Below are 20,245 nucleotides of genomic sequence, written 5' to 3' on the forward strand. Positions count from 1 at the left end.
AGAGCCAAGCTTTTTTGTCGATAATGTTGGTTGACTGGCGGTGATTTTTAAACCCTATATTTTTTTGTGTATGTTTTGCCAGCGGACTACACAATTCTGTGTGGGTTTTAATCATCAAGTTTGCGTTACCAGCTTGTCATAGGTTTTTCTTTTGTCGACTGCTGCCATCGGATCGTTTTAATCAATCTTGGCTTGAGGTTTTGTTTATTCGGATTGGTGGGACGGATGTTAGTAAGTTTATCGAAGGGTCTATTGGTTTCACTGTCAGAGTTCTGTTTTTCACCTTGACATTAATTTTGTATAATTTCCTCTAAATTTTCTAGAAGAGCTTTTAGGCTTGGGTAGGTTACGATTCACTAATCATTTATCAATGTAGATCTGTAGCGTGTTTATCTGGATTCGTTTTGTTCCGTTGATTGTTTTTGTGATGGTGTGTTCTGCTATTGCAGAGTATTTGCATTGTTCGTATGCCGATGTTTAGGTAGTTCTTCATTAGGGTTTTCTTTTTCTGTCAGCTAATGGTCATTCTTTCTTACCCCAGTTTATTTAGCTTTTTTAATATCTATTATATTGTGTAGTATGTATGGAGTTCGGTCTGTTTTGGTTTTAATGCAAAATTGTTAGTTATATTTTACCTGTGTGGTTGTACGATTTTCTCCTTTTGCGCTGGGGACAGTTTTAGGATGGTTCTTTCGATTTGAACAGTTTTAGTGCATCTTGCCGAAGCGAGTCCTGCAGCCGGTTGAACCCATCCACCGATTCGTCCGATGTCGGGGGAGCCTGGATAATCTCGCTGGAATCTAGCCCAGCTTGCAGCTCACGGGCGCGCGTGATCTCCGCATCCAGCTTCAACCCCATCAGCAGCAGGGTATTGGCCACGATCAACCCTAGGAACCCTGCGATGAGGCCACCCAAAGCGCCATACATGCCGAAGTGCATAAAGCCATTCAGGTACAGCTTTACGACCAGCGCCACCAGGATGATTCCAACAAAGGCGAACACCGAGCCGACTGTGAGCCAGCGGAAGCGCCCATAGCTTACGTTGGGCGCCACGTGGTAGAGCGCGGCGATGAGGAAGGTCGACAGTATGGCGATCACCGGCCACCGAAGGTAGCCCCAGATCGGAAGGAAGTCCTGGACAATAAAACGCTCCAGCCACTTCAGGTGTAGGGGTTCGGCAAAGCGGTCGAAGAGTGGCGTCAATAGGTCACCGCGGAAGAAGAAAGCCACCGCAACAAGTACGAGTCCCAGAACCAGAAGAAACGTCAGGCCCCACATGGCCAGCCACGTGCGCACGATATTGCGGCCCTCTCGCCGTCCGTAGAGGCCGTTGGCACTGCGCGAAAATGCGCGGACATAGGCCGAGGAGGAGAATAGGGCGATAATCACACTCACCGTCAGTGTGACAACTGATTGTTGGGTGGAACCGATAATGACGTCCACGATTGTGCGCGCGTTGTCGGCGAAAGTTTCGGGGACGTTCTCGTCGATGAATTGGTCGGTGAGGTCAGTAACCTGTTTGCGGTTCTGATCCAGCACCAGGGTGGTGATGGAGTAGAACGCGGTGAGGGTCGGGATCGCCGTCAGCAACGTAAAGAAGCTCAAGACCGCACCCCGATCCATCATGGCGCGGAAGAAAAACTCGAAGTACAGGCGCTTGGCGATAAGCGGCCACGCCTTCGGGCTGACAAACCGGTTCTTGCTGGTGACCTTTTCGCGGTACTCCGCGCGGCTCAGCGCCACGATGCCCTCGCCGCCTTCGGCGTTGACGATGCGTCGCGGGGTGTGTTTCTTTTCCCGCACCTTCTTAATGACGCCACCCGCGCCGTCCGTGCGCTCAGCGTCCGCGCGCGGGGTATCGCCGAGCACGTTGGCGGGGAACTGCGAAGGTGTGGGTGAAGAGTTCATCAACGAACAAACTAGCAGGTGAAATTAGGGATTAGGTGGATTGGCACTGCGTTGTGTAGAGTTCTCCCTGCTGCTTGAAGAAGCACGCGTGCCAGTTTTTGTGGCACACGCGCCCCGTTCGTCTAGCGGCCTAGGACGCCGGCCTCTCACGCCGGTAACACGGGTTCAAATCCCGTACGGGGTACAACATCAGCACGGCATATGCCGTGCTTTTCTTTTTGTGGGACGGTGGGCGGTAAAACCGTTTTCGCGCAGCAATCTTCCCCAAATTTTTTTGCCGATGGCTTCGTTAATCCGCAACGGTTGTGATGGAATTAACGAATGACCTCTCAATCGAACCCGGAGGATTCCCCCGCACCTAACGGGGCCTCCACAGCAACCGCGCAATCATCTAGCGCGCACCAGAACGAACGGACGTTCTTCGGCCACCCCTTCGGTCTAGCCAACCTCTCGGGCGTGGAGATGTGGGAGCGCTTCAGCTTCTACGGCCTCCAGGCGCTGCTGGCGTACTACCTGTACTACACCGTTGCTGACGGTGGCCTGGGGATGGAAAAGTCCACCGCCCTCTCTATCGTCGGTGCCTACGGTGGCCTGGTGTACCTGACCGGCGTGGCGGGCGCCTGGGTGGCCGACCGCATCCTCTCCGCGGAGCGCACTCTGTTCTACTCCGCAGTGCTAGTGATGCTGGGCCACATCAGCTTGGCACTACTGCCGAGCTATGTCGGCGCCACCCTCGGCCTGGTGTTCATCGCCGTTGGCTCAGGTGCTCTCAAGACGACCTCCCAGGTGGTCCTCGGTTCTCTGTACTCGCACGATGATCCCCGTCGCGACGGTGGCTTCTCTATCTACTACATGGGCGTGAACATCGGTGGCCTGCTCGGCCCGCTGATCACTAACGCGCTGTGGGGCTGGAAGGGCTTCCACTGGGGCTTTGGTGCCGCCGCTGTGATGATGGCCATCGGCTTGATCCAGTACACCGCTCTGCGTAAGCAGACCATCCGCGATGCGGGCCACGAGGTTGTTAACCCGCTGCCGCACAAGAAGTACCTCCCGGTTTTCCTCGGTGCTGTTGTAGCGGTGGCTGCTTTCGTTCTGTTGTTCGTCACGGGAGTGCTGAAGGTAGCGCAGCTGTCCAACATTGCAGCTCTACTGGCCGCGGTGATCGCCATTGTCCTGTGGATTCAGATGTACCGTTCCCCGCTGACCACGGATATTGAACGTTCCCGCCTCGTTGGTTTTGTCCCCATGTTCGTGGCATCCGTCGCGTTCTGGTCGCTGTTCCAGCAGCAGTTCACCGTGATTGCGCTGTACTCCGACGAGCGCCTGAACCGTAACTTGTTCGGCATCGAGGTTCCTCCGGGCATGGTACAGTCCATCAACCCGCTGTTTATTATTTTGTTCGCCGCCGTGTTCGGCGCTTTGTGGACGAAACTGGGGGACAAGCAGCCTTCCTACGCAGTGAAGTTCTCCATGGCTCTTGGCCTGATTGGCGTGGCGCTGCTGCTGTTCATCCCGTTCGCCGGTGGTGGCGCGAACTCCACGCCGATGTGGGTGATGGTGCTGATTCTGTTCCTGTTCACCATGGGCGAGCTGATGCTTAGCCCGGTGGGTAACTCCATGGCCACCCGTTTGGCGCCGAAGGCGTTCCCCACCCGTATGTTCGGCCTGTGGCTGCTATCTATCAGCCTGGGTACTGCTCTTTCGGGCAGCTTGGCGGGCTTCTACAACCCGAACGACGCCTCCGCGGAGCGCACCTACTTCCTGGCGATGTTCGCGGTCATGATTGCCCTCGGCGCGCTCATCTTCCTGGCACGGAAGTGGATCGTTAAGAAGTTCGTGGACGTCCACTAACTTCCAACTAGGTTTTCCCCCTCTCACCCCACGCGCACTAGCTCGTGGGGTGTTTTGTTGATGGGCTCTACGTTTTTGGACGCCACAATCACAATGTCTTCGATGCGTGCGCCCCACTTACCGGGGATGTAGATGCCGGGTTCGATGGAGAAGGCCATGCCCTCCTCAATCACAAAGTCGTTGCCAGCGATGATGAAGGGCTCCTCGTGGCAAGACAGTCCGATGCCGTGGCCCGTGCGGTGAATGTAGTACTCGCCGTAGCCGGCCTCGTCGATAATGTCGCGGACGACCTTGTCCACCTCGCCGGCGGTGACGCCCGGCTTGGCGAACTCCAGCCCGGCTTCCTGGGCGCGCTGCAGGACGTCATAAATCTGCTGCTGCTCGTCCGTGGGGTCGCCGACGACATAGGTGCGGGTGCAGTCGGAGTGGTAGCCGCTGGCCAGGGTGCCGCCGATGTCGACAACCACCACGTCGCCATCTTCGATGACGCGATCGGAATGGTCGTGGTGCGGGTCGGCGCCGTGTGGGCCGGAGCCGACGATGATGAAGTCCACTACCTCGTGCTCTTCGAGGATGAGGCTCTCCAGCTGCTTCGCAACGTCGTTCTCAGTCACGCCTGCGCGTAGCAGGTTCGGTACCTGGCGGTGGACTTCGTCGATGGCAGCACTGGCGCGGCGCAGCTCGGAAAGCTCTTCATCGTCCTTGCGGATGAACGCCTGGGCGAGCACCTGGGTGGCATTGACAGTGGAGATTCCGCGGGACTGCAGCTCCAGCAGGTGGTCGGCGGTCATAGCTGCACTGACTGCGTAGGAACCTTCAGAGATATGGCCGTAGGGGTCTTCGCCATCGTTCCACCCGATGATCTCGATGCCGAGCTTGCCGGCGACGGACTTCTTCAAGTCAGCGACATCCACGCCGGGGACGATGATGCGGGTGGCGTCATTAGTAAGAACCAGAGCCGTGAACCGCTCGTGGGTGCTGATCTTCGACGAGATCAGGTACTCCATGTCGGGGCCGGGTGTGGCGATGACGCCGTCCAGGCCGGCTTGCGCGGCGATATCGCGGACGGTGGCGAGGCGCTTGCTAAACGTTTCGACTGGGAAGAATTCACTCATGGCACCCAGGGTACGCGCCTGGGGTGAGTCTCTGAGCCTTCAACAGGGCTTCGCGAAGCTCGTCGTCGCAGGCGTAGACAAAGAGGCCATGAACACCTCGAGTCATCAGCACATATAACTGATTCCATAGGAGTGTATCTGAGAAAATTCCTTTGCCGGAGCCATCGCTCAACGTTCGCCTATTCGTTGCTGCTCGGAAGTAACTCTCATCTGGAGAAATTACAATCTGTCCATCTCGTAGCTTCACCGAGGGGCCAATGATCACTCCTACGTAATTCAGGTCGAAGCCCTGAATGGTGTATACCGAGCCAACTTCGTTAATCGTTTGAGGCTGTTCTGCCCAAGAAAGATTCTTTTTCTTCACCTTGGCATCAACCGTGATTTCTCTATTCCAAGGCATAGAGAAGTCACCTATGGTTACGCTCCATAAACCAGTACCATCGGGCTTCTTTTTAGAATGGTATGGCCAGTCGTAAGTTGCGACCATTCTGCTTAAGCCGCGATCGGTCTTGGATGCTTTTCTGACGATTGCATATCGCATATCCTTCACATCTGTGAAAAAGCGAACATGGTAACCCTCACGATCTCGATAATTGGTGTCTAGCGAGAGGTTAGAAATCGTACGGTTCTCGAAAAAGGATTTGAACCAGTTGAGAGTTTCCTGGGAGGCAGACATACGCATTTGATTCTTCAGAAGAATCTTTGAGTACCTATCTTCCGGGACAAGTTCGTGAGGTTCTTTCTCCCACCATTGATTAGCCTGCAGAACCTGACGTGCATCATAGACTGCGATGGTTACCTTTGCGCGTTCGATGATATCTAGTAGTTGGTGATCGCCTCGGTAGCTTTGCTTACCTTGAGTCCACAACAGGTGTGCTTCGTCGATCAGTGCCAGGTCAATCTTTTCGTCAGGAGAGTGTTGCTCGATAAACCTCGTCGGTTTTAAAACGGTTTCGTTGGCTTTCGAGTGGAGTCCTAGCTTTTCAGCAATTTGAGTGTAGACATTCACCTGTTCGTCGTGGTTAACAATCAGATAGCAATTTAGTTGGCGTTCCTCACCAGATTTGGTGATGACCGGGTTTTGCATAATGTCGTAGAAAAGACTACTAAGCAGCACGGTTTTTCCGGCTCCTGCCTCACCTTCGACCATGACAAGATTGCCACGAGAGCCTGTGTGAATCTTGTCGTAGAGAACCTCCATGATTTCACGCTTGGCCTTGATCTGTTCTTCGGTCAAGCTGTGGAAAGGAGAGGCCTTGTAAAGAGCGGAGTCGTAAATCTTCTCCAGTTCCGGAAACAAATTTTGATCAACAGTCTGTAGCTGTCCCCAAATTTCATGGAATACCTCGTCAAAGCGCTCTTTAGTGTAATAGTCCAGCTGGTCATTACTTCGCCGGTTCTCGAGCTTTTTACAGATTCGACGCTCGAGAGCATCAGCATTAGACGATTCTCCACGTCGAGTGTCAATGATTTATTGAAAAGTTCATGCCCGAGAATGATGAGGCTACTATTTTTAGAATCCTTGAGCTTTGTCCAGTCAGCATCATCCTTGCGTGTATTTTTAAGATGCGACGTGGTGCGTTGGATAATATCTGTGGTTTCACCTACATATGCGGTATAAGGTTTCGCATGTGTCTTTTCTTCATTCTTGATGACATATACGACCGGAAAATTGTAAAGAAGGTCATCGTCGGTTTTGATCTTTTGATCTCGATAAGCTGCTAAATGGTCATTTTCTTCACGATAGGCCTTTAGCTGCTGAACGCCTGCCTCGCTGAAACGGATTTCTTGGTAGGTTGCTCCTGTTCCGGGCTGCTTTCGCATATTTTGCTCCTAACCCCGCACAACCTTCACGGTCACACCGCCGAAGACCGAAAGTCCACGGATCTTTAGCAGGGGAGCGTTCGCAGGCAGACTGCCGGGGTGGATCGCGCCGCTTTCCACGATCAGCTCTGAACCGCCGAAAATGCCCAGGTTGCCCATATCCACGCGCACGCCCTCCGGCACCACAACGTCCACACCACCAAAGGTGGAGTTCAGCCACAGCGTGGTTACGGGATCGCTAAATCTGCAGTGGCGGAGGTCGAAATCAGTCCCGCCGAACACAGTGAAGTTCCAGTGGTTCTTCGGCAACACCCCTGCAGACTTTTCTGTTCCACCGAAAATAGTCAGGCTGAAGCCTGTCTCGGTCCCCTCGCCAGTCACCATGTTCTGCGCCCGCGCAAGCACAAGCTCACGGTGGCGTTGAGCGTCCGAACTCTCGCCAGCTTCGGCGACGTCACCGGTCGCGCGGCGCTCAACCGCACCCGCCCCAAAGAGCAACGCTGCAGGCTCGTCCACCAAGTCATCCAGAAGATCCACCAACTCGCTACGCTGGATCGCAGCATGCGCCTGGCCGGAACGCTCGTCGAACTCCGAGATGCTCAGCTGCCCATTGGCCATCGCGTCGGACAGCGCCCCCACAGTGGCAGAACGTTCCTGGTCAGTGCAGCGCTTGTCCTTATAATCGCTCATAGATTCACCCTACGTCAGGAGGCTCCCATTCTCTCCCCATATCGCGTAAACCTGGACTGGCTCTGGGGCACCCCGCCCGGCAACGACGGCACGCCCGCCACGGTTCGCGCCGTTCTTTTTGGTGTGGACGCCCACACGTCAGCCGAAGCCTGGCTCCGTACCCTATCGGCGGACGAGGACGGTCGGCGTGGGGAGGGCGGCTGGGGCGCCGAGCTCGCCAACGCTGGCGCGGCGGATGAATCGGCGATGGTGGACATCACCTCCGCGGGCGAGGATGTCGCCGATGGCATCGAGGACGGCACGGAAAGCCTGTACAACTTCCTGGCCGCCCGTGCCGACGAGCTGGATTCCGAGCTGACGGTGGAGTGGCGGGAGCTGCCGCGTACCTAGCGCACGGCTAGTTGTCGTCTCTCTCTAGCGGGCCGAGCTCTGCTACCAGCACCTCCTGGGCAACTTTCATTGCCGACAGTGCCGCGGGTGCGCCGCAGTAGCCCGAGGCATGGATGATCGCCTCCGTGATCTCCGTGCGAGTCAGGCCGTTTTCCAACGCACCGCGGACGTGCCCGCGCAGCTCCTCAGTGGCACGTAATGCCACCAGCATGCCGATGTTCAGCAAGCTGCGGTCGCGGCGGGCCAGGCCGTCGCGCGTCCACACGGAACCCCAGACGGTTTCGGTGACATGCTTCTGCAGCGCCTCGCCATCAGAGCCCGCGTTACGTTCCAGGGCGGCATCGACGAAGGCATCACCCATGACCTCCCGGCGGACTTGAATGCCTGCGTCGTAGCGCTTGTCGTTTGTGGCCGGGTTTGTTCTTGCGGAATCGTCGCTGGTCATGGCGTCAGTTTCTCCTTTAATGTGCGGGCGAGCGTGTTGTACAAAAATTTTTTGCTGGCAGCCGATGGCTACTTTCGCAGTAGGTCCTCCAGCAGTCGGGCGGCTTCCTTGAGATCCGCGCCGAATTTCTCAGCCGGGTGTTCGCCCATGCGGGCGACGGGGCCAGAAATGGAAAGGGAGGCAATGACAGTGCGATTGTGTGCATCCGCTCCAAAGATGGGGACGGAGGCGGAAGCGAGGGAGGGATCGCGCTCGGCGGAGGATTCCGCAATGCCATCGGCAGCGATCTGCTCTAGGTCCTTGCGGGTGTAGGCGGCATGGGGGAGTACTTGGTTCTGGAATGCCTCCGGCGCATAGGCAACCAACAGCTTGGCTGCGGAGCCCGCGTTCAATGTCATGCGGTGACCAATCGGCACGGTATCGCGCAGACCGGTGGCGGGTTCGGCGTTGGCGATGCACACGCGTTCCATTCCGGAAAGGCGATATAGCTGCACGGACTCGCCAGTCTTTGCCATGAGGTCGGGGAGGATGAACTCTGCGGCGTCCTCCAAACGAGAAGAGGTAGACGGTGCCATCTCGGCCAAGGCTGGACCAGTGACCCACGCACCGTCCACCCCGCGCTCGATCAATCTGTGTTTCTCTAACGCGACGGCGATGCGATGCGCCGTGGCGCGCGGCAGGCCGGTGATGGCGCACAGGTCGGAAAGATTGCGAGGTTCTGCTGCGATGACCGATAGGATGAAGATCGCCCGGTCCAAAACTTGAATACCGCTAGTTGCGGGAATTTCCGTATTGTGTCCCATGATTTGATACTATACATTCCATCCAGTGGAACTGTATAGCGGACACAGAGGAGAGACCGTGACGAACCAACCCTTAACCCTCGCGGAAAAAGTCTGGCGCGACCACGTCGTCGAAGCCGGAGAAAATGGCGGCCCCGACCTGCTGTACATCGACCTGCACCTGGTACACGAGGTTACCTCCCCTCAGGCATTCGACGGCCTGCGACAGGCCGGGCGCAAAGTCCGCCGACCAGATCTGACCATCGCCACGGAGGACCACAACGTTCCCACCGTTGGCGTGAAGACAGGTCAACTGACCGAGATTCAGGAACCCACCAGCCGCCTGCAGGTCTCCACCCTGCGCGACAATGCCGAAGAGTTTGGCATCCGTCTGCACTCCATGGGCGACATTGAACAGGGCATCGTCCACACCGTCGGTCCGCAGCTGGGCCTGACCCAGCCCGGCATGACGGTGGTCTGCGGCGACTCGCACACCTCCACCCACGGCGCCTTCGGCTCCATCGCCATGGGCATCGGCACCAGCGAGGTCGAGCACGTGCTGGCCACCCAAACCCTGCCGCTGAAGCCTTTCAAGACCATGGCCATCGAGGTCTCCGGCGAACTGCAGCCAGGCGTGACCTCCAAGGACCTGATCCTGGCCATCATCGCCAAGATCGGCACCGGTGGCGGCCAGGGTCACATCATCGAATACCGCGGCGAGGCTATCGAAAAGCTGTCCATGGAAGCCCGCATGACCATGTGCAACATGTCCATCGAGGCCGGCGCCCGCGCCGGCATGATCGCCCCCGATCAGACCACCTTCGACTACCTCGAAGGCCGCCCGCACGCGCCGAAGGGCGAGGACTGGGACGCAGCCGTGGAGTACTGGAAGTCTCTGCGTACCGACGACGACGCGCAGTTCGATACCGTCGTCCACATCGACGGCTCCGCGCTGACTCCCTTTGTCACCTGGGGCACCAACCCCGGTCAGGGCTTGCCACTGGCGGAATCCATCCCACAGCTGGAGGACTTCACCAACGACAACGACCGCCTCGCCGCCGAGCGTGCCATGGAGTACATGGATCTCAAGCCCGGCACCCCGCTGCGCGACATCAAGATCGACACGGTCTTCCTGGGCTCCTGCACCAACTCCCGCATCGAAGACCTGCGCGCCGCCGCGGAAGTCATCAAAGGCCGCACAGTTGCCGACGGCACGCGCATGATCGTTGTGCCTTCCTCCACGCGAGTGAAGATGCAAGCAGAAGATGAAGGCCTCGACCAGATCTTTATCGACGCCGGGGCGGAATGGCGCACCGCAGGTTGTTCCATGTGCCTTGGAATGAACCCCGACCAACTCGCTCCCGGCGAGCGCTCGGCCTCCACGTCCAACCGAAACTTCGAAGGCCGCCAGGGTAAGGGCGGGCGCACGCACTTGGTCTCCCCACCAGTTGCTGCCGCCACCGCCGTGACGGGCCACCTCGCAGGCCCAGCGGATCTGTAAACCGACCACGACAACGCAGAGGAACACAAACACCATGGAAAAGTTCAACACTCACACTGGCGTGGCGGCCCCCCTGAACCGCTCGAACGTCGACACCGACCAGATCATCCCCGCCGTCTACCTGAAGCGCGTGACCCGCACCGGCTTCGAGGACGGCCTGTTCGCCGGCTGGCGCAAGGATCCAGAGTTTATTCTGAACCAGGAGCCCTACAAGAACGCCTCCATCCTGGTGGCAGGCCCCGACTTCGGCACTGGCTCCTCCCGCGAGCACGCCGTCTGGGCGCTGATGGATTACGGTTTCCGCGTGGTTCTTTCCTCCCGCTTCGCCGATATCTTCCGCGGTAACTCGGGCAAGGCGGGTCTGTTGGCCGCACAGATGGAGCAGTCCGACATTGAACTGATTTGGAAACTGCTGGAACAGCAGCCAGGGGCGGAAATTACCGTGAACTTGGAAGACCGCACCGTCACCCTCGGCACCCACACCTTCGGCTTCGACGTGGACGATTACACCCGCTGGCGCCTGATGGAAGGCCTGGACGACATCGGCCTGACCCTGCGCAACGAAGAGGCCATTGAGGCTTTCGAGTCCCAGCGCGCCAGCTTCAAGCCACGCACCCTGCCCGCCAGCTAGCGCTTACTTCACAGCCAACGGGCTGGCCAAGTAGTCCAGCCCCAGCAGCTTATCGCCGGCGAAGTGCAGTACCCACGTGCTGGACTTCTTCACCCGCATATCCTCAATCTCCACGCCGTGCTCGCCCGCCACGCGGGCCAGCACACCCGGGATCACCGTCCCCTGACCGACAACCATCGACACAGGCGCGTTCGTGGCGGCGTGGAACGCATCCACCGCTGCATCCGAATCGGCAGCCCAACCGGCATCGCCCAGGTTGGCGTCAGAATTAACATCCAGACCCAAGTCCTCCGCAATAGGCGCAGCCGTGTGCTCACAACGCACCGGCACGGCAGAGGAAATCGCCTCCGGGCGGTAACCCGACAACCCGGAAACCAGCAGCTCCGCCTGGCGACGGCCCTTCTTGCTCAAAGGACGCAGATCATCGTCACCAGCCCACCCCTCACGCGCATGCGCCTTCGCATGGCGGACATACAGCACTCGGCGATCGCAGCCCAACTGCAGCAGACCCATAGCCGCATCCACGACCTTCAGATCCGCCTCATAGCTCAGCAGCTCCTTCGCCTCGGCGGGGGAAACCCAACGCAGCTCATCGGACTCATCATTGGCCTCGAACTCACCCGAAAGGTGCTGGGCAGTCCAGTAATAAACCACCTTCGTGCGGGAACCCACAGGGTAGTGGACATAGCCCAACAGCCAGCCCAAACGCACCTCAAAGCCAGTCTCCTCCAAAATCTCGCGCATGGCGGTACCCGGCAGATTCTCACCCGGATCAACCTTGCCCTTCGGCAAAGACCAGTCGTCGTAGCGAGGACGGTGAATCAGCGCGATCTCCACGTCCGTGGACTCGGGGGCGGAAGGAGTGGAGTCTGCGGCGTCACCAGAAAAGCGCCAAATAACCGCGCCGGCGGCGAAGGTGGGGCGAGCGAACTCTTCGCTGGGACGGGATCCGATGCGGGTCACATGCCCCTGATCGTGCCGCGACATGGCCAGGGACGTAGAAAGATCGCCAGTTCCTGTGTGAGTGATCACTTTTAAAGGGATCCCTTTCGATAGACTATTGCCGACAATCGTATAACGAACCCAAAAATTATTTCGAACTGAAGCCACAGCAGACGGGAAGGCAACAAAGCGACATGGTGCAAGTAGCGGTGATGGGCGCGGGATCCTGGGGCACGACTGTTGCCAAGGTTTTTGCCGACGCCGGCAACGAGGTCCGTCTCTGGGCACGGCGCGACGAAGTCGCAGACGACGTGCGCAACAACCACCGCAACAGTGCATACCTGGGAGACATTGTGCTGCCTGGCGCGCTGACCGGTACAAGTGACCCCGCCGAGGCACTAGACGGGGCGGAGATCGTGGTGCTGGGCGTGCCCTCACAGTCACTGCGCGGGAACCTGCAGAAATGGAAAGAGCAGGATCTCATCGGCGCGGATGCCTCCCTGGTGAGCCTGGCCAAGGGCATCGAGCACTCCAGCGGGCTGCGCATGAGCCAGCTGATCTCCGAGGTAGCGGACGTGCCCAGCGAACGCGTGGCTGTGCTGACCGGGCCGAACCTGGCACGCGAAGTTGCCGAACAACAACCCGCTGCGACCGTAGTGGCATGTTCGGATATGGACCGCGCGAAGTTGATCCAGGCCGCCGTGGCGGCGCCGTACTTCCGCCCGTACACCAACACGGACGTCATCGGCTGCGAAATCGCCGGCACGTGCAAAAACGTCATCGCTCTGGCGGCGGGCATTGCCGCTGGCATGGGATTCGGCGATAACACCGCCGCCACCGTGATCACCCGCGGCCTGGCGGAGATCACTCGGTTAGCGCTGGAGGTCGGCGCCGACGCGCGCACGCTCAGCGGCCTGGCGGGCATGGGCGACCTGGTGGCCACGTGTACATCGAAGCTCTCGCGCAACCGCAGCTTCGGCGAGCGCCTCGGCAAAGGCGAAAGTCTCGAAGAGGCCGCCAAAGCCACCAAGGGACAAGTTGCTGAAGGCGTGGTCAGCAGTCAGTCCGTGTTCGAGCTGGCGGGGAAGGTCGGCGTGGAAATGCCGATCACCGAAGCCGTGGTGGGAGTGTGCCACGAAGGCGCAGACGTGCAACAGGTGATGATGGGGTTGCTCGGCCGCAGCCGGAAGGCCGAGTAAGCCACAGGCAGACTGGCAGTCGGGTCGAAGGGGCGGGGCGGTGGGAATGCGGCGTCAGAAAAACAGCTAAGGTAAAACACCGTGAGTAACCAAGCCAAGAAGCACGCACGTACCACTGTCGCCGTACTGTACGGAGGGCAATCGACTGAGCACTCCGTCTCCTGCATTAGCGCAGGCGCGGTGATCGACCACCTGGATCCGGAGATTTACGAGGTCGTGCCGGTGGGGATCACTGAGGCGGGCGCGTGGGTGCCGGGGACGACCGATACTTCCCGGTTGCGAGCCAATGGGCGCGAGATGCCACGCGTAGAGGATTCCGGCGTACACGTGCAGCTGACATTCGGTGGGGCTGGCTTGGCTGCCGCGGGGGAGATGCGCTACGTGACCGGCCCGCAGGCTGGCGAGGTATTTGCGAACGTCGATGTGGTGTTCCCGGTACTGCACGGCCAGAATGGCGAAGACGGAACCGTGCAGGGCGTGCTGGATCTGGCGGGCGTGCGGTACGTCGGCAATGGCGTGCTAGCTTCCGCTGCGGGCATGGATAAGGACTTCACCAAGCGGCTGGCACGCGAAGCGGGGATTCCGGTGGGCGAGGAACTGATTCTATTCCAGCCCCGCGATCTGGCCGCTGAAGAAAAGCAGCGGCTCGGGCTGCCGGTGTTTGTGAAGCCGGCGCGCGGCGGGTCGAGCATCGGCATTTCCAAGGTGGATAGCTGGGAAGAACTAGATGCGGCTATTGACCTGGCCTTTTCCCATGACAACAAGGTGATTGTGGAGGCGATGATTCACGGAGCCGAGGTCGAGTGCGGTGTGCTGCAGTATGCGGATGGCTCGATCGTCTCGTCGGTTCCTGCCATGCTGAACGGCACCGAGGATGGCGCCGAAGGGTTCTATGGTTTTGACGCCAAGTATGTCGATTCGACCGTCTCCGCTACCATCCCGGCGCCGCTACCTGCGGACGTTGTGACGGAAGTGCGCAAACTGGCGATTCGCACGTTCAATGCGCTGGGGTGTGATGGCATCGCGCGCGTGGACTTCTTTGCCACGGAGAACGGGCCCGTGCTGAACGAAATCAACACCATGCCTGGATTTACGCCGATCTCGATGTATCCGAAGATGTTCGCGGCTGAGGGGATCAGCTTCGGCGACCTGGTCAGCGCGCTGATTGCCCGGGCGCTGGCTTAGGCCTGGGGAACCTTGTGGCGGGCTCCTTTTAACCTGCTCACGAGTCCCGAATGTCGCTAGATCGGGAATCTGTTACCGGTAATGGTTGTCTATAAAACAAAAGCCCAGGTCAGGGGCTTGCAGTTTGGTGGGCTACTTATCGGCGCGTGGGCACTTTCCCGTTTTAGCGACATCCCCCTGGGGCACCCACTCCTGAGGGGCCGGTGTCGCTGAAAGGGAAAGAGGTTAGCGCGACTGAGCAGAGCTCCCAGCCTTCTCCGTATTCTTCAGGGATGTAGAGATTGCACTTGAGACGGAAGAGATTACCTCGTTGCCAGCGGATTGCGGCATGGCTAGGCCGATGACCTGCTCGTGGCCCAGGGCAAACCAATGCCCCATAGTCGACCCGCGGGAAAGAGATGGATCAGAGAACCAGGGAACCTTGTTTACCTGCGTTAATTGTGCACCCGGGGCATAGGACTTAGGCATAGCCAGGCCACAGCGAATCACCACAGGTTCTTGCTCTTCGGCGAGATAGGTAGCCGATCCGCTGGGAGCCTTATCCACCACAGACCGGTCCAGTCCATCGGGAAGGAGATCAGGATTCACCAGGGCAGTACCCTGCTTGTCCTGGTCAGCACCCTTTTCCGATCCTCCAGCGGATCTGTGGACCAAACGCCAGTCGCCCAGTGCCTCCGGCAGAGATCCCAGGAACTTATGGCATGCAGGGGACTCGGTCGCGCCGCCGGAAGTGGGACCGCCGGCCTCGCGGGATCCGGAACCGCCAGCCACCGCAGCATCGGACAGTGGGTAGGGGGCGGGCTTTGCTGGAGAGTTGGCGTCATAAACAGAGGAAAGAGCAGACCCCACCGCACCGAGGGCATCGCCGACATCCGCCGACGCAGTCACCGCAACCGCAGGCGAACCGCCGACCGCGTACCACGTTCGCAGATCAGACCCAGGAGTAGCATCCGAGACGACGGTCCAGCGCGTATCGCCTTCCGACACCACGGGCGACAACTCCGAGTACTGGTCGGGCACGGTCACTCCACAGCGCACAGAAAGCTCCGAACCCGAAGAATCGCGGTACGCCGCCGTGCCGTCCGGCCTAGGATCCCGCACCTCAACGGCACGGAAGCGATCCATTTCCTCCGGCAACCCAGCCACAAAATCGGCGCAGACCTGCGACGACGCCTCCGGCGCATCCACCGGGCCCAGCGCCACAGGCGCGTACACCTTCCGATCCACCGTGATCTTCGCAGCAGTGATCACCGCAATAATCAGCACCACGGCAAGCACCGTCGACAGAATGATCAGGTACCGCGGGGTGGAGACGGGGGAGGAGGCTTCGTCACTCATAGCGCACCATCTTAATTAGACTAAGCGCGGGAACCCAAGCATTGGAACCCAAGCATTGGAACCCAAGCATCACCGCAACCACGGAAAGGTTCGCATGCGTACTCAACTCACTGTCGCCGAGGCAGGCGAGGCCGCTACCATCGCGGCGATCCGCAACGCCGCGCCGAGTTCTCTTAATGGCGATGACGCCGCAGTGTTGGAGCCAACAGGCACCAATTCACGACACGTGTGCTCGACGGACATCCTCGTTCAGGGGCGGCACTTCACCTTCGACTACTCGACTCCGTGGGAGGTCGGGGTGAAAGCTGTGACACAGAACTTCGCGGACATTCAGGCGATGGGAGCACGCCCCACCGCGATCCTAATGGCGATCGCCACGCCAGGGGATTTGCCGCTGCAGACGGTGGCGGATATCGCGCGCGGCATCGACGAGGGGGCTTCGCCGTGGGCCGCGGAACTTGTCGGTGGAGACGTGGTGACCAGCAAGGATCTGGTGATTTCTATTACCGCGCTGGGGGAGATCTCTGGCCCTGCCGATGCGTTGACGCTGGATGGTGCGGGCGTGGGCCAGCGCGTGATCGCCAGTGGGCCAATCGGCTACAGCGCGGCAGGGCTGGCGATTCTGCGGCACTATGGTTCGCGCAAGGCGATCCCGGCCGACGATCCGATCCTCAACGAATTAGCCGATTGGCACTGTGCCCCGCGCCTGCAGCCCGGCCGTGGCTCCGTTGCGCGGGCGACGGGTGCGAGCGCCATGACCGATAACTCCGACGGGTTGATCGTGGACCTGTGCGCCATCGCGGAGCGTTCCGGGGTGTGCCTGGACTTGGACGGGGCGGCGCTGGTGCCCGACGAGAAGCTGCGGCACGCGGCGCAGATGACGGGCAAGAACCCTCTGGAGTGGATTTACACCGGCGGTGAGGACCATACTCTCCTTGGAACTACGGACGCCCGCATGCCCAGTGGCTACCGCCGCATCGGGACTGTTCGCAGCCTCTCGGATGAGGTTGGGGAGGACTCGCCTGGCGGGGTGGACTACGTGCTGGTCGACGGCGGCCGCCCGCCGTTTTCATCTGGCTGGCAGTCGGTGTAAGGAGCAGGCATGAATTCCGTACGAGAACAAGCGCACCAGCTGATCGAGCGCATCCACCCGGCGTGGTACCTGCCGGGGCTGCAGTCGGTGCTGGAGGGTGCGCTGGCTGAGGGGCAGCTGGTGGCCCAGCAGGTGCAGGCGGGACAACGAGCGCAGGTCCTGCCCGCGCCCGAAAAAATTTTGCGGGCTTTCGAGTCCGACCCTACCCAGGTGAAAGTGCTGATCGTTGGGCAGGATCCGTACCCCACGCCCGGACATTCCGTGGGGCTGGCGTTCTCTGCGGAGCTGCCCGCGGGCGAGCCACTGCCGAAGTCGCTGAAGAATATCTACACCGAGTACACAGACGACCTCGGCCTGCCAGCCCCCTCCAACGGGGATCTTTCCCCGTGGGCCGACCGTGGGGTGCTGCTGCTTAACCGCGTGCTCACTGTGCAGGCGGGCAATGCCGGTAGCCACCGCGGTCGCGGCTGGGAGGCCATCACCGAGGCCGCTGTCCGCCAGGTTGCCGCCAACCCGCACTTCGCCGCCATCCTGTGGGGCAAGCAGGCCCAGCAGCTCGCTCCGCTGATCGGCGCGGAGCGCTGCGTGATGTCCCCGCATCCCTCGCCGCTGTCCGCCTATCGAGGCTTCTTTGGTTCGCGTCCCTTCAGCAGGGCAAATGCGATCCTCCAGGCTTCCGGCGGCGCGCCCGTCGACTGGCGGCTCTAGCGACGATGGCCGGGTCCGTTCGCTTCTTTGTCGGATTGTGCGGCCTCGAGTTTTCCGAGGAGTTCTTCCAAGTTGGTCAACTCTCTATGGGTGAGTCCCTGGAAAAATGAGTCACGTCCTTGACGTAGGGCAGGCTGAACATCGTCCCACCACTGCTGGCCAGCGGGTGTCAAACAGAGGAGTCGTGATCTCGCATCGGCGGGGTTTGATCGAGCTTGAACCCACCCCACCGCCGTGAGCTTTTTGATTGTGGCGCCGATGTTTCGCGGGTCAACGGCTGTAACCATTGCTACGTCGTTTTGCGTTCGTTCGCCTTCCGCGATCGCCGCCATGGCTGTGAACTGCGCGGTGGTAATTCCCTGCTCTGTGAGGAGAGCTGCCCATGCTCTCTCGGCGCGGCGTCCAAGTGTGGCCAACAGGAAACTAGCGCCTTGGCGGTACTTGACTTTGCTCGAATTATTCATATTTTATGTATACATGACTTCGTTGAAAATCCCGACTGGACACAACACAGTAAATCCCTTCGCTATCGTCCCCGACTCCGTGAGCTTCATCCACTTCGTGGAAACAGTTTTCGATGGTCGAGAAGCAGCGCATGTTCGCACGCCGGATCGAGATGGTTCGATCATCCATGCGGAAGTAATGGTTGGAGATGCCACAATCATGCTTTGTGATCGAAAGCAAGATTGGCCGTTCACGCCAGCCCTCCTGCAGGTCTACGTTCCTGACGCCCAGGCGTGCCTTGATAGGGCTGTAAAGGAAGGAGGCCGCGTCGTCACTCCAACTAGCGATTTCTACGGTGGCTATCGTCTCGCAAGACTTCTTGATCCGTGGCAAAACCTCTGGTGGCTCTACGAGCCGACGGCTCAACCGCAAAACCAGGACGAGCGCGACAGTGACACCGAGTGGCACGATAGCGAGCCGAGTGCCGTCTACAGCACTCTCATGGAGACTATGTGCTCTCTGGGTGAACGATAAACAAGTCAACCCCCCCCACCTGGATTCGCGTTGGATGCGGGAGATCTACATCACTGGCACGGAAGGAATAACGCGCCACGATCCCGTAAACCGCCCTGCTGTCCGGCTGGTTCGCTAGGGTAGTGGGAGTGAAATCCAGGAAGGCAGAGGCGCAACCGGTGGCAGAAGCACAACCGGCCAATCAGGCGCCCGCTCAGCTCGACGCGCGCATTGTCGCCCAGTGGGCTCGCCTTTCGGCCAGCCGGCTGCGCGAGCAGAGCCAGGCAATCAACGCCCTGAACGTCTTCCCAATCCCGGATTCCGATACTGGCTCCAACATGGCGCACACCATGACCACCGCAGTTTCGGCGGTCGATGCGCTGGAGGAAGGCGCAAGCCTCCCCGAGGTCACCATCGCCCTGGCCACCGGCGCGGTTCGTGGCGCCCGTGGAAACTCCGGCCTGGTGCTCAGTCAGGTATTGCGCGCGCTCGCCGAAGCAGCTTCGCAGGGGCACATCGATGGTCCCGCCGTGGCGGACACCCTTTCGCAGTCGGTGGGTTTCGTCTGCACTGCAATCTCCACGCCCGTCGAGGGCACCGTCATCAGCGTGCTCGATGCCGCCGCCACCGCCGCGCACGAAGCCGAGCCGAACCTCGCCGACGTCGCCACCCGCGCCCTCCACGCCGCCGAGGAAGCCCTGGCCAACACACCCAACCAGCTGCCCGTTCTCGCCGAAGCTGGTGTCGTGGACGCGGGCGGCCAAGGCCTCGTGGTGATCCTGCAGGCCCTGGTCGATGTTCTGGACGGGGCGGGTCTCGTTGATGACGCCCCCACGCCAGACCACGACCGAACCCAGCAAGAAGTCGAAGTGATGTTCTTCTTCGAAGGGAATCTGGCCGCCCTGCGGGAGCTGCTGGAGGCTCATGGCAATTCGGTGATCGTAGGACCCCTGGGGCCAGAGTCCGGCACCGCGCACGTGCACACCAACCGAGCCGGCGAAGTCATCGAGAAGGCCTTCTCCCTGGGAACTGTCACCGACTTGCGCATCGAGGTTCTGCCGGCCGACGGGGAACCCAGCCACCCCGGAATTCAGGGCACGCCTGTTCCGACGACCGGTGAGCCTAAGGCGGAAGACCAGGGGCCGTTCATCGTGGCGCTCACGCCCACCGGCGGGGTCGCGCGACTTTTCGAGGCTGCGGGGGCAGTGGCGGTGGCGTCACCAAACAATAAAACCCTGGGCGAAGCAGTGCAGGGGCTGGGCGCAGGGCCGATAGCCGTGCTGACCAACGGACAGGATGTCGCCGCCCTACAAGGTTTGGACGGGGCGCGGGAAGTCGACATTATCGACACGAAATCGCTGGTTGGTGGGTTAGCGGCACTAGCGGTGAACGACCCCACCGTGGACTGGGACGATAACGTCGAAGAAATGATCGACGCGGTCGAAGCTCAGCGTTTCGCCACCTGCCCGCCCGACACGATGGTCGATACCCTCAGCGCCATGCTGGCCGACGGTGGCGAGCTGGTGACCCTGCTGTGGAGCGACCCGGCAACCAACCAAGCTGCCGTCGATGGGCTGAAAGCCACCTTCGCCGAGCTATACCCGGACGTGCAGATCGACGATCACCACATCGAGCTACAAGGCAACGACCACGACCCGTGCCTGGTGCAGATCGGAGTGGAGTAGC

At 59.8% G+C, this 20,245-nt stretch carries 20 protein-coding genes and 1 tRNA gene; 11 read left to right on the forward strand and 10 right to left on the reverse strand.

Annotation, left to right across the window (positions count from 1 at the left end; all coding sequences use genetic code 11):
- Positions 1–678: 678 nt before the first annotated feature.
- Complete coding sequence (locus ACUY2T_RS03310) at positions 679–1,908, reverse strand: YihY/virulence factor BrkB family protein (protein WP_448307564.1); 1,230 nt, start codon at positions 1,906–1,908, stop codon at positions 679–681.
- A gap of 111 nt (positions 1,909–2,019) precedes the next feature.
- Here ACUY2T_RS03310 and ACUY2T_RS03315 point away from each other — a divergent pair.
- Both ACUY2T_RS03315 and ACUY2T_RS03320 read left to right on the forward strand, forming a co-directional pair.
- Positions 2,020–2,092 (forward strand) — tRNA-Glu (locus ACUY2T_RS03315).
- A 137-nt stretch (positions 2,093–2,229) separates the two neighbouring features.
- Positions 2,230–3,759 carry a peptide MFS transporter gene (locus ACUY2T_RS03320; protein ID WP_448307565.1) on the forward strand — a complete coding sequence of 510 codons (1,530 nt, stop codon included), beginning with the start codon at positions 2,230–2,232 and terminating at the stop codon, positions 3,757–3,759.
- Positions 3,760–3,782: 23 nt separating this feature from the next.
- On the opposite strand, the gene ACUY2T_RS03325 is transcribed toward ACUY2T_RS03320, so the two are convergent.
- The 4 genes from ACUY2T_RS03325 to ACUY2T_RS03340 are packed head-to-tail and all read right to left on the reverse strand — an operon-like array spanning position 3,783 to position 7,388.
- Positions 3,783–4,874: a M24 family metallopeptidase gene (locus ACUY2T_RS03325; protein ID WP_408925547.1), complete on the reverse strand. Its 1,092-nt coding sequence runs from the start codon at positions 4,872–4,874 to the stop codon at positions 3,783–3,785.
- Positions 4,867–6,111: a DUF2075 domain-containing protein gene (locus ACUY2T_RS03330; RefSeq protein WP_448307566.1), complete on the reverse strand. Its 1,245-nt coding sequence runs from the start codon at positions 6,109–6,111 to the stop codon at positions 4,867–4,869. The genes ACUY2T_RS03325 and ACUY2T_RS03330 overlap by 8 nt, the downstream gene beginning before the upstream one ends.
- Positions 6,108–6,698, reverse strand: a complete 591-nt coding sequence (locus ACUY2T_RS03335) for a GIY-YIG nuclease family protein (RefSeq protein ID WP_448307567.1) — start codon at positions 6,696–6,698, stop codon at positions 6,108–6,110. The genes ACUY2T_RS03330 and ACUY2T_RS03335 overlap by 4 nt, the downstream gene beginning before the upstream one ends.
- Before the next feature lie 9 nt (positions 6,699–6,707).
- Entirely contained in the window at positions 6,708–7,388 is a 681-nt protein-coding gene (locus ACUY2T_RS03340) for a DUF1707 SHOCT-like domain-containing protein (protein ID WP_408925549.1), read from the reverse strand.
- Between the two features lie 123 nt (positions 7,389–7,511).
- Between ACUY2T_RS03340 and ACUY2T_RS03345 the strand changes: the two genes are divergently transcribed.
- Positions 7,512–7,778, forward strand: coding sequence for a hypothetical protein (locus tag ACUY2T_RS03345; RefSeq protein ID WP_408925550.1), 267 nt, complete (start codon positions 7,512–7,514; stop codon positions 7,776–7,778).
- Positions 7,779–7,785: 7 nt separating this feature from the next.
- Here the strand turns inward: ACUY2T_RS03345 and ACUY2T_RS03350 are convergent, their stop codons facing one another.
- Both ACUY2T_RS03350 and ACUY2T_RS03355 read right to left on the reverse strand, forming a co-directional pair.
- Complete coding sequence (locus tag ACUY2T_RS03350) at positions 7,786–8,223, reverse strand: carboxymuconolactone decarboxylase family protein (RefSeq protein ID WP_408925551.1); 438 nt, start codon at positions 8,221–8,223, stop codon at positions 7,786–7,788.
- Between the two features lie 68 nt (positions 8,224–8,291).
- Positions 8,292–9,026, reverse strand: a complete 735-nt coding sequence (locus tag ACUY2T_RS03355) for an IclR family transcriptional regulator (protein WP_408925552.1) — start codon at positions 9,024–9,026, stop codon at positions 8,292–8,294.
- Positions 9,027–9,084: 58 nt separating this feature from the next.
- Here ACUY2T_RS03355 and leuC point away from each other — a divergent pair, with 58 nt between their 5' ends.
- Together leuC and leuD are read left to right on the forward strand one after the other, a co-directional pair.
- Complete coding sequence (gene leuC, locus ACUY2T_RS03360; protein WP_408925553.1) at positions 9,085–10,506, forward strand: 3-isopropylmalate dehydratase large subunit; 1,422 nt, start codon at positions 9,085–9,087, stop codon at positions 10,504–10,506.
- A gap of 34 nt (positions 10,507–10,540) precedes the next feature.
- Positions 10,541–11,137 carry a 3-isopropylmalate dehydratase small subunit gene (gene leuD, locus ACUY2T_RS03365; protein WP_408925554.1) on the forward strand — a complete coding sequence of 199 codons (597 nt, stop codon included), beginning with the start codon at positions 10,541–10,543 and terminating at the stop codon, positions 11,135–11,137.
- A 3-nt stretch (positions 11,138–11,140) separates the two neighbouring features.
- Here leuD and ACUY2T_RS03370 read toward each other — a convergent pair whose 3' ends face one another.
- Complete coding sequence (locus ACUY2T_RS03370; protein ID WP_448307568.1) at positions 11,141–12,169, reverse strand: NUDIX hydrolase; 1,029 nt, start codon at positions 12,167–12,169, stop codon at positions 11,141–11,143.
- 104 nt (positions 12,170–12,273) lie between these two features.
- On the opposite strand from ACUY2T_RS03370, the gene ACUY2T_RS03375 reads away from it, so the two are divergent.
- Both ACUY2T_RS03375 and ACUY2T_RS03380 read left to right on the forward strand, forming a co-directional pair.
- Positions 12,274–13,278 carry an NAD(P)H-dependent glycerol-3-phosphate dehydrogenase gene (locus ACUY2T_RS03375; RefSeq protein WP_448307569.1) on the forward strand — a complete coding sequence of 335 codons (1,005 nt, stop codon included), beginning with the start codon at positions 12,274–12,276 and terminating at the stop codon, positions 13,276–13,278.
- A gap of 81 nt (positions 13,279–13,359) precedes the next feature.
- Positions 13,360–14,463: a D-alanine--D-alanine ligase family protein gene (locus ACUY2T_RS03380; protein WP_448307570.1), complete on the forward strand. Its 1,104-nt coding sequence runs from the start codon at positions 13,360–13,362 to the stop codon at positions 14,461–14,463.
- 225 nt (positions 14,464–14,688) lie between these two features.
- On the opposite strand, the gene ACUY2T_RS03385 is transcribed toward ACUY2T_RS03380, so the two are convergent.
- Positions 14,689–15,801, reverse strand: coding sequence for a DUF3515 domain-containing protein (locus ACUY2T_RS03385; protein ID WP_448307571.1), 1,113 nt, complete (start codon positions 15,799–15,801; stop codon positions 14,689–14,691).
- Positions 15,802–15,895: 94 nt separating this feature from the next.
- On the opposite strand from ACUY2T_RS03385, the gene ACUY2T_RS03390 reads away from it, so the two are divergent.
- Positions 15,896–16,894, forward strand: a complete 999-nt coding sequence (locus ACUY2T_RS03390; protein WP_448307572.1) for a thiamine-phosphate kinase — start codon at positions 15,896–15,898, stop codon at positions 16,892–16,894.
- 9 nt (positions 16,895–16,903) lie between these two features.
- The gene (locus ACUY2T_RS03395) at positions 16,904–17,602 is read left to right on the forward strand and encodes a uracil-DNA glycosylase (RefSeq protein WP_408925559.1); all 699 of its coding nucleotides are present in this window, start codon (positions 16,904–16,906) and stop codon (positions 17,600–17,602) included.
- Here ACUY2T_RS03395 and ACUY2T_RS03400 read toward each other — a convergent pair.
- Positions 17,599–18,066, reverse strand: a complete 468-nt coding sequence (locus ACUY2T_RS03400) for a MarR family winged helix-turn-helix transcriptional regulator (RefSeq protein WP_408925560.1) — start codon at positions 18,064–18,066, stop codon at positions 17,599–17,601. The two genes, ACUY2T_RS03395 and ACUY2T_RS03400, sit on opposite strands and share 4 nt — an antisense overlap.
- Before the next feature lie 13 nt (positions 18,067–18,079).
- Between ACUY2T_RS03400 and ACUY2T_RS03405 the strand changes: the two genes are divergently transcribed.
- Complete coding sequence (locus ACUY2T_RS03405; RefSeq protein ID WP_448307573.1) at positions 18,080–18,580, forward strand: VOC family protein; 501 nt, start codon at positions 18,080–18,082, stop codon at positions 18,578–18,580.
- 128 nt (positions 18,581–18,708) lie between these two features.
- A complete protein-coding gene (locus tag ACUY2T_RS03410; RefSeq protein WP_448307574.1) occupies positions 18,709–20,244 on the forward strand; it encodes a DAK2 domain-containing protein in 1,536 nt (511 codons plus the stop codon).
- The last annotated feature ends 1 nt before the right edge of the window (position 20,245 follow it).

Source organism: Corynebacterium sp. 22-2729, from assembly GCF_053479475.1.

What these genes read in the sequence shown, in the direction of transcription:
- ACUY2T_RS03310 (WP_448307564.1), bottom strand. Translation starts at nt 1,908, where the DNA reads ATGAACTCTTCACCCACACCTTCGCAGTTCCCCGCCAACGTGCTCGGC.
- ACUY2T_RS03320 (WP_448307565.1), top strand. Translation starts at nt 2,230, where the DNA reads ATGACCTCTCAATCGAACCCGGAGGATTCCCCCGCACCTAACGGGGCC.
- ACUY2T_RS03325 (WP_408925547.1), bottom strand. Translation starts at nt 4,874, where the DNA reads ATGAGTGAATTCTTCCCAGTCGAAACGTTTAGCAAGCGCCTCGCCACC.
- ACUY2T_RS03335 (WP_448307567.1), bottom strand. Translation starts at nt 6,698, where the DNA reads ATGCGAAAGCAGCCCGGAACAGGAGCAACCTACCAAGAAATCCGTTTC.
- ACUY2T_RS03340 (WP_408925549.1), bottom strand. Translation starts at nt 7,388, where the DNA reads ATGAGCGATTATAAGGACAAGCGCTGCACTGACCAGGAACGTTCTGCC.
- ACUY2T_RS03350 (WP_408925551.1), bottom strand. Translation starts at nt 8,223, where the DNA reads ATGACCAGCGACGATTCCGCAAGAACAAACCCGGCCACAAACGACAAG.
- ACUY2T_RS03355 (WP_408925552.1), bottom strand. Translation starts at nt 9,026, where the DNA reads ATGGGACACAATACGGAAATTCCCGCAACTAGCGGTATTCAAGTTTTG.
- leuD (WP_408925554.1), top strand. Translation starts at nt 10,541, where the DNA reads ATGGAAAAGTTCAACACTCACACTGGCGTGGCGGCCCCCCTGAACCGC.
- ACUY2T_RS03375 (WP_448307569.1), top strand. Translation starts at nt 12,274, where the DNA reads ATGGTGCAAGTAGCGGTGATGGGCGCGGGATCCTGGGGCACGACTGTT.
- ACUY2T_RS03385 (WP_448307571.1), bottom strand. Translation starts at nt 15,801, where the DNA reads ATGAGTGACGAAGCCTCCTCCCCCGTCTCCACCCCGCGGTACCTGATC.
- ACUY2T_RS03390 (WP_448307572.1), top strand. Translation starts at nt 15,896, where the DNA reads ATGCGTACTCAACTCACTGTCGCCGAGGCAGGCGAGGCCGCTACCATC.
- ACUY2T_RS03395 (WP_408925559.1), top strand. Translation starts at nt 16,904, where the DNA reads ATGAATTCCGTACGAGAACAAGCGCACCAGCTGATCGAGCGCATCCAC.
- ACUY2T_RS03400 (WP_408925560.1), bottom strand. Translation starts at nt 18,066, where the DNA reads ATGAATAATTCGAGCAAAGTCAAGTACCGCCAAGGCGCTAGTTTCCTG.
- ACUY2T_RS03405 (WP_448307573.1), top strand. Translation starts at nt 18,080, where the DNA reads ATGACTTCGTTGAAAATCCCGACTGGACACAACACAGTAAATCCCTTC.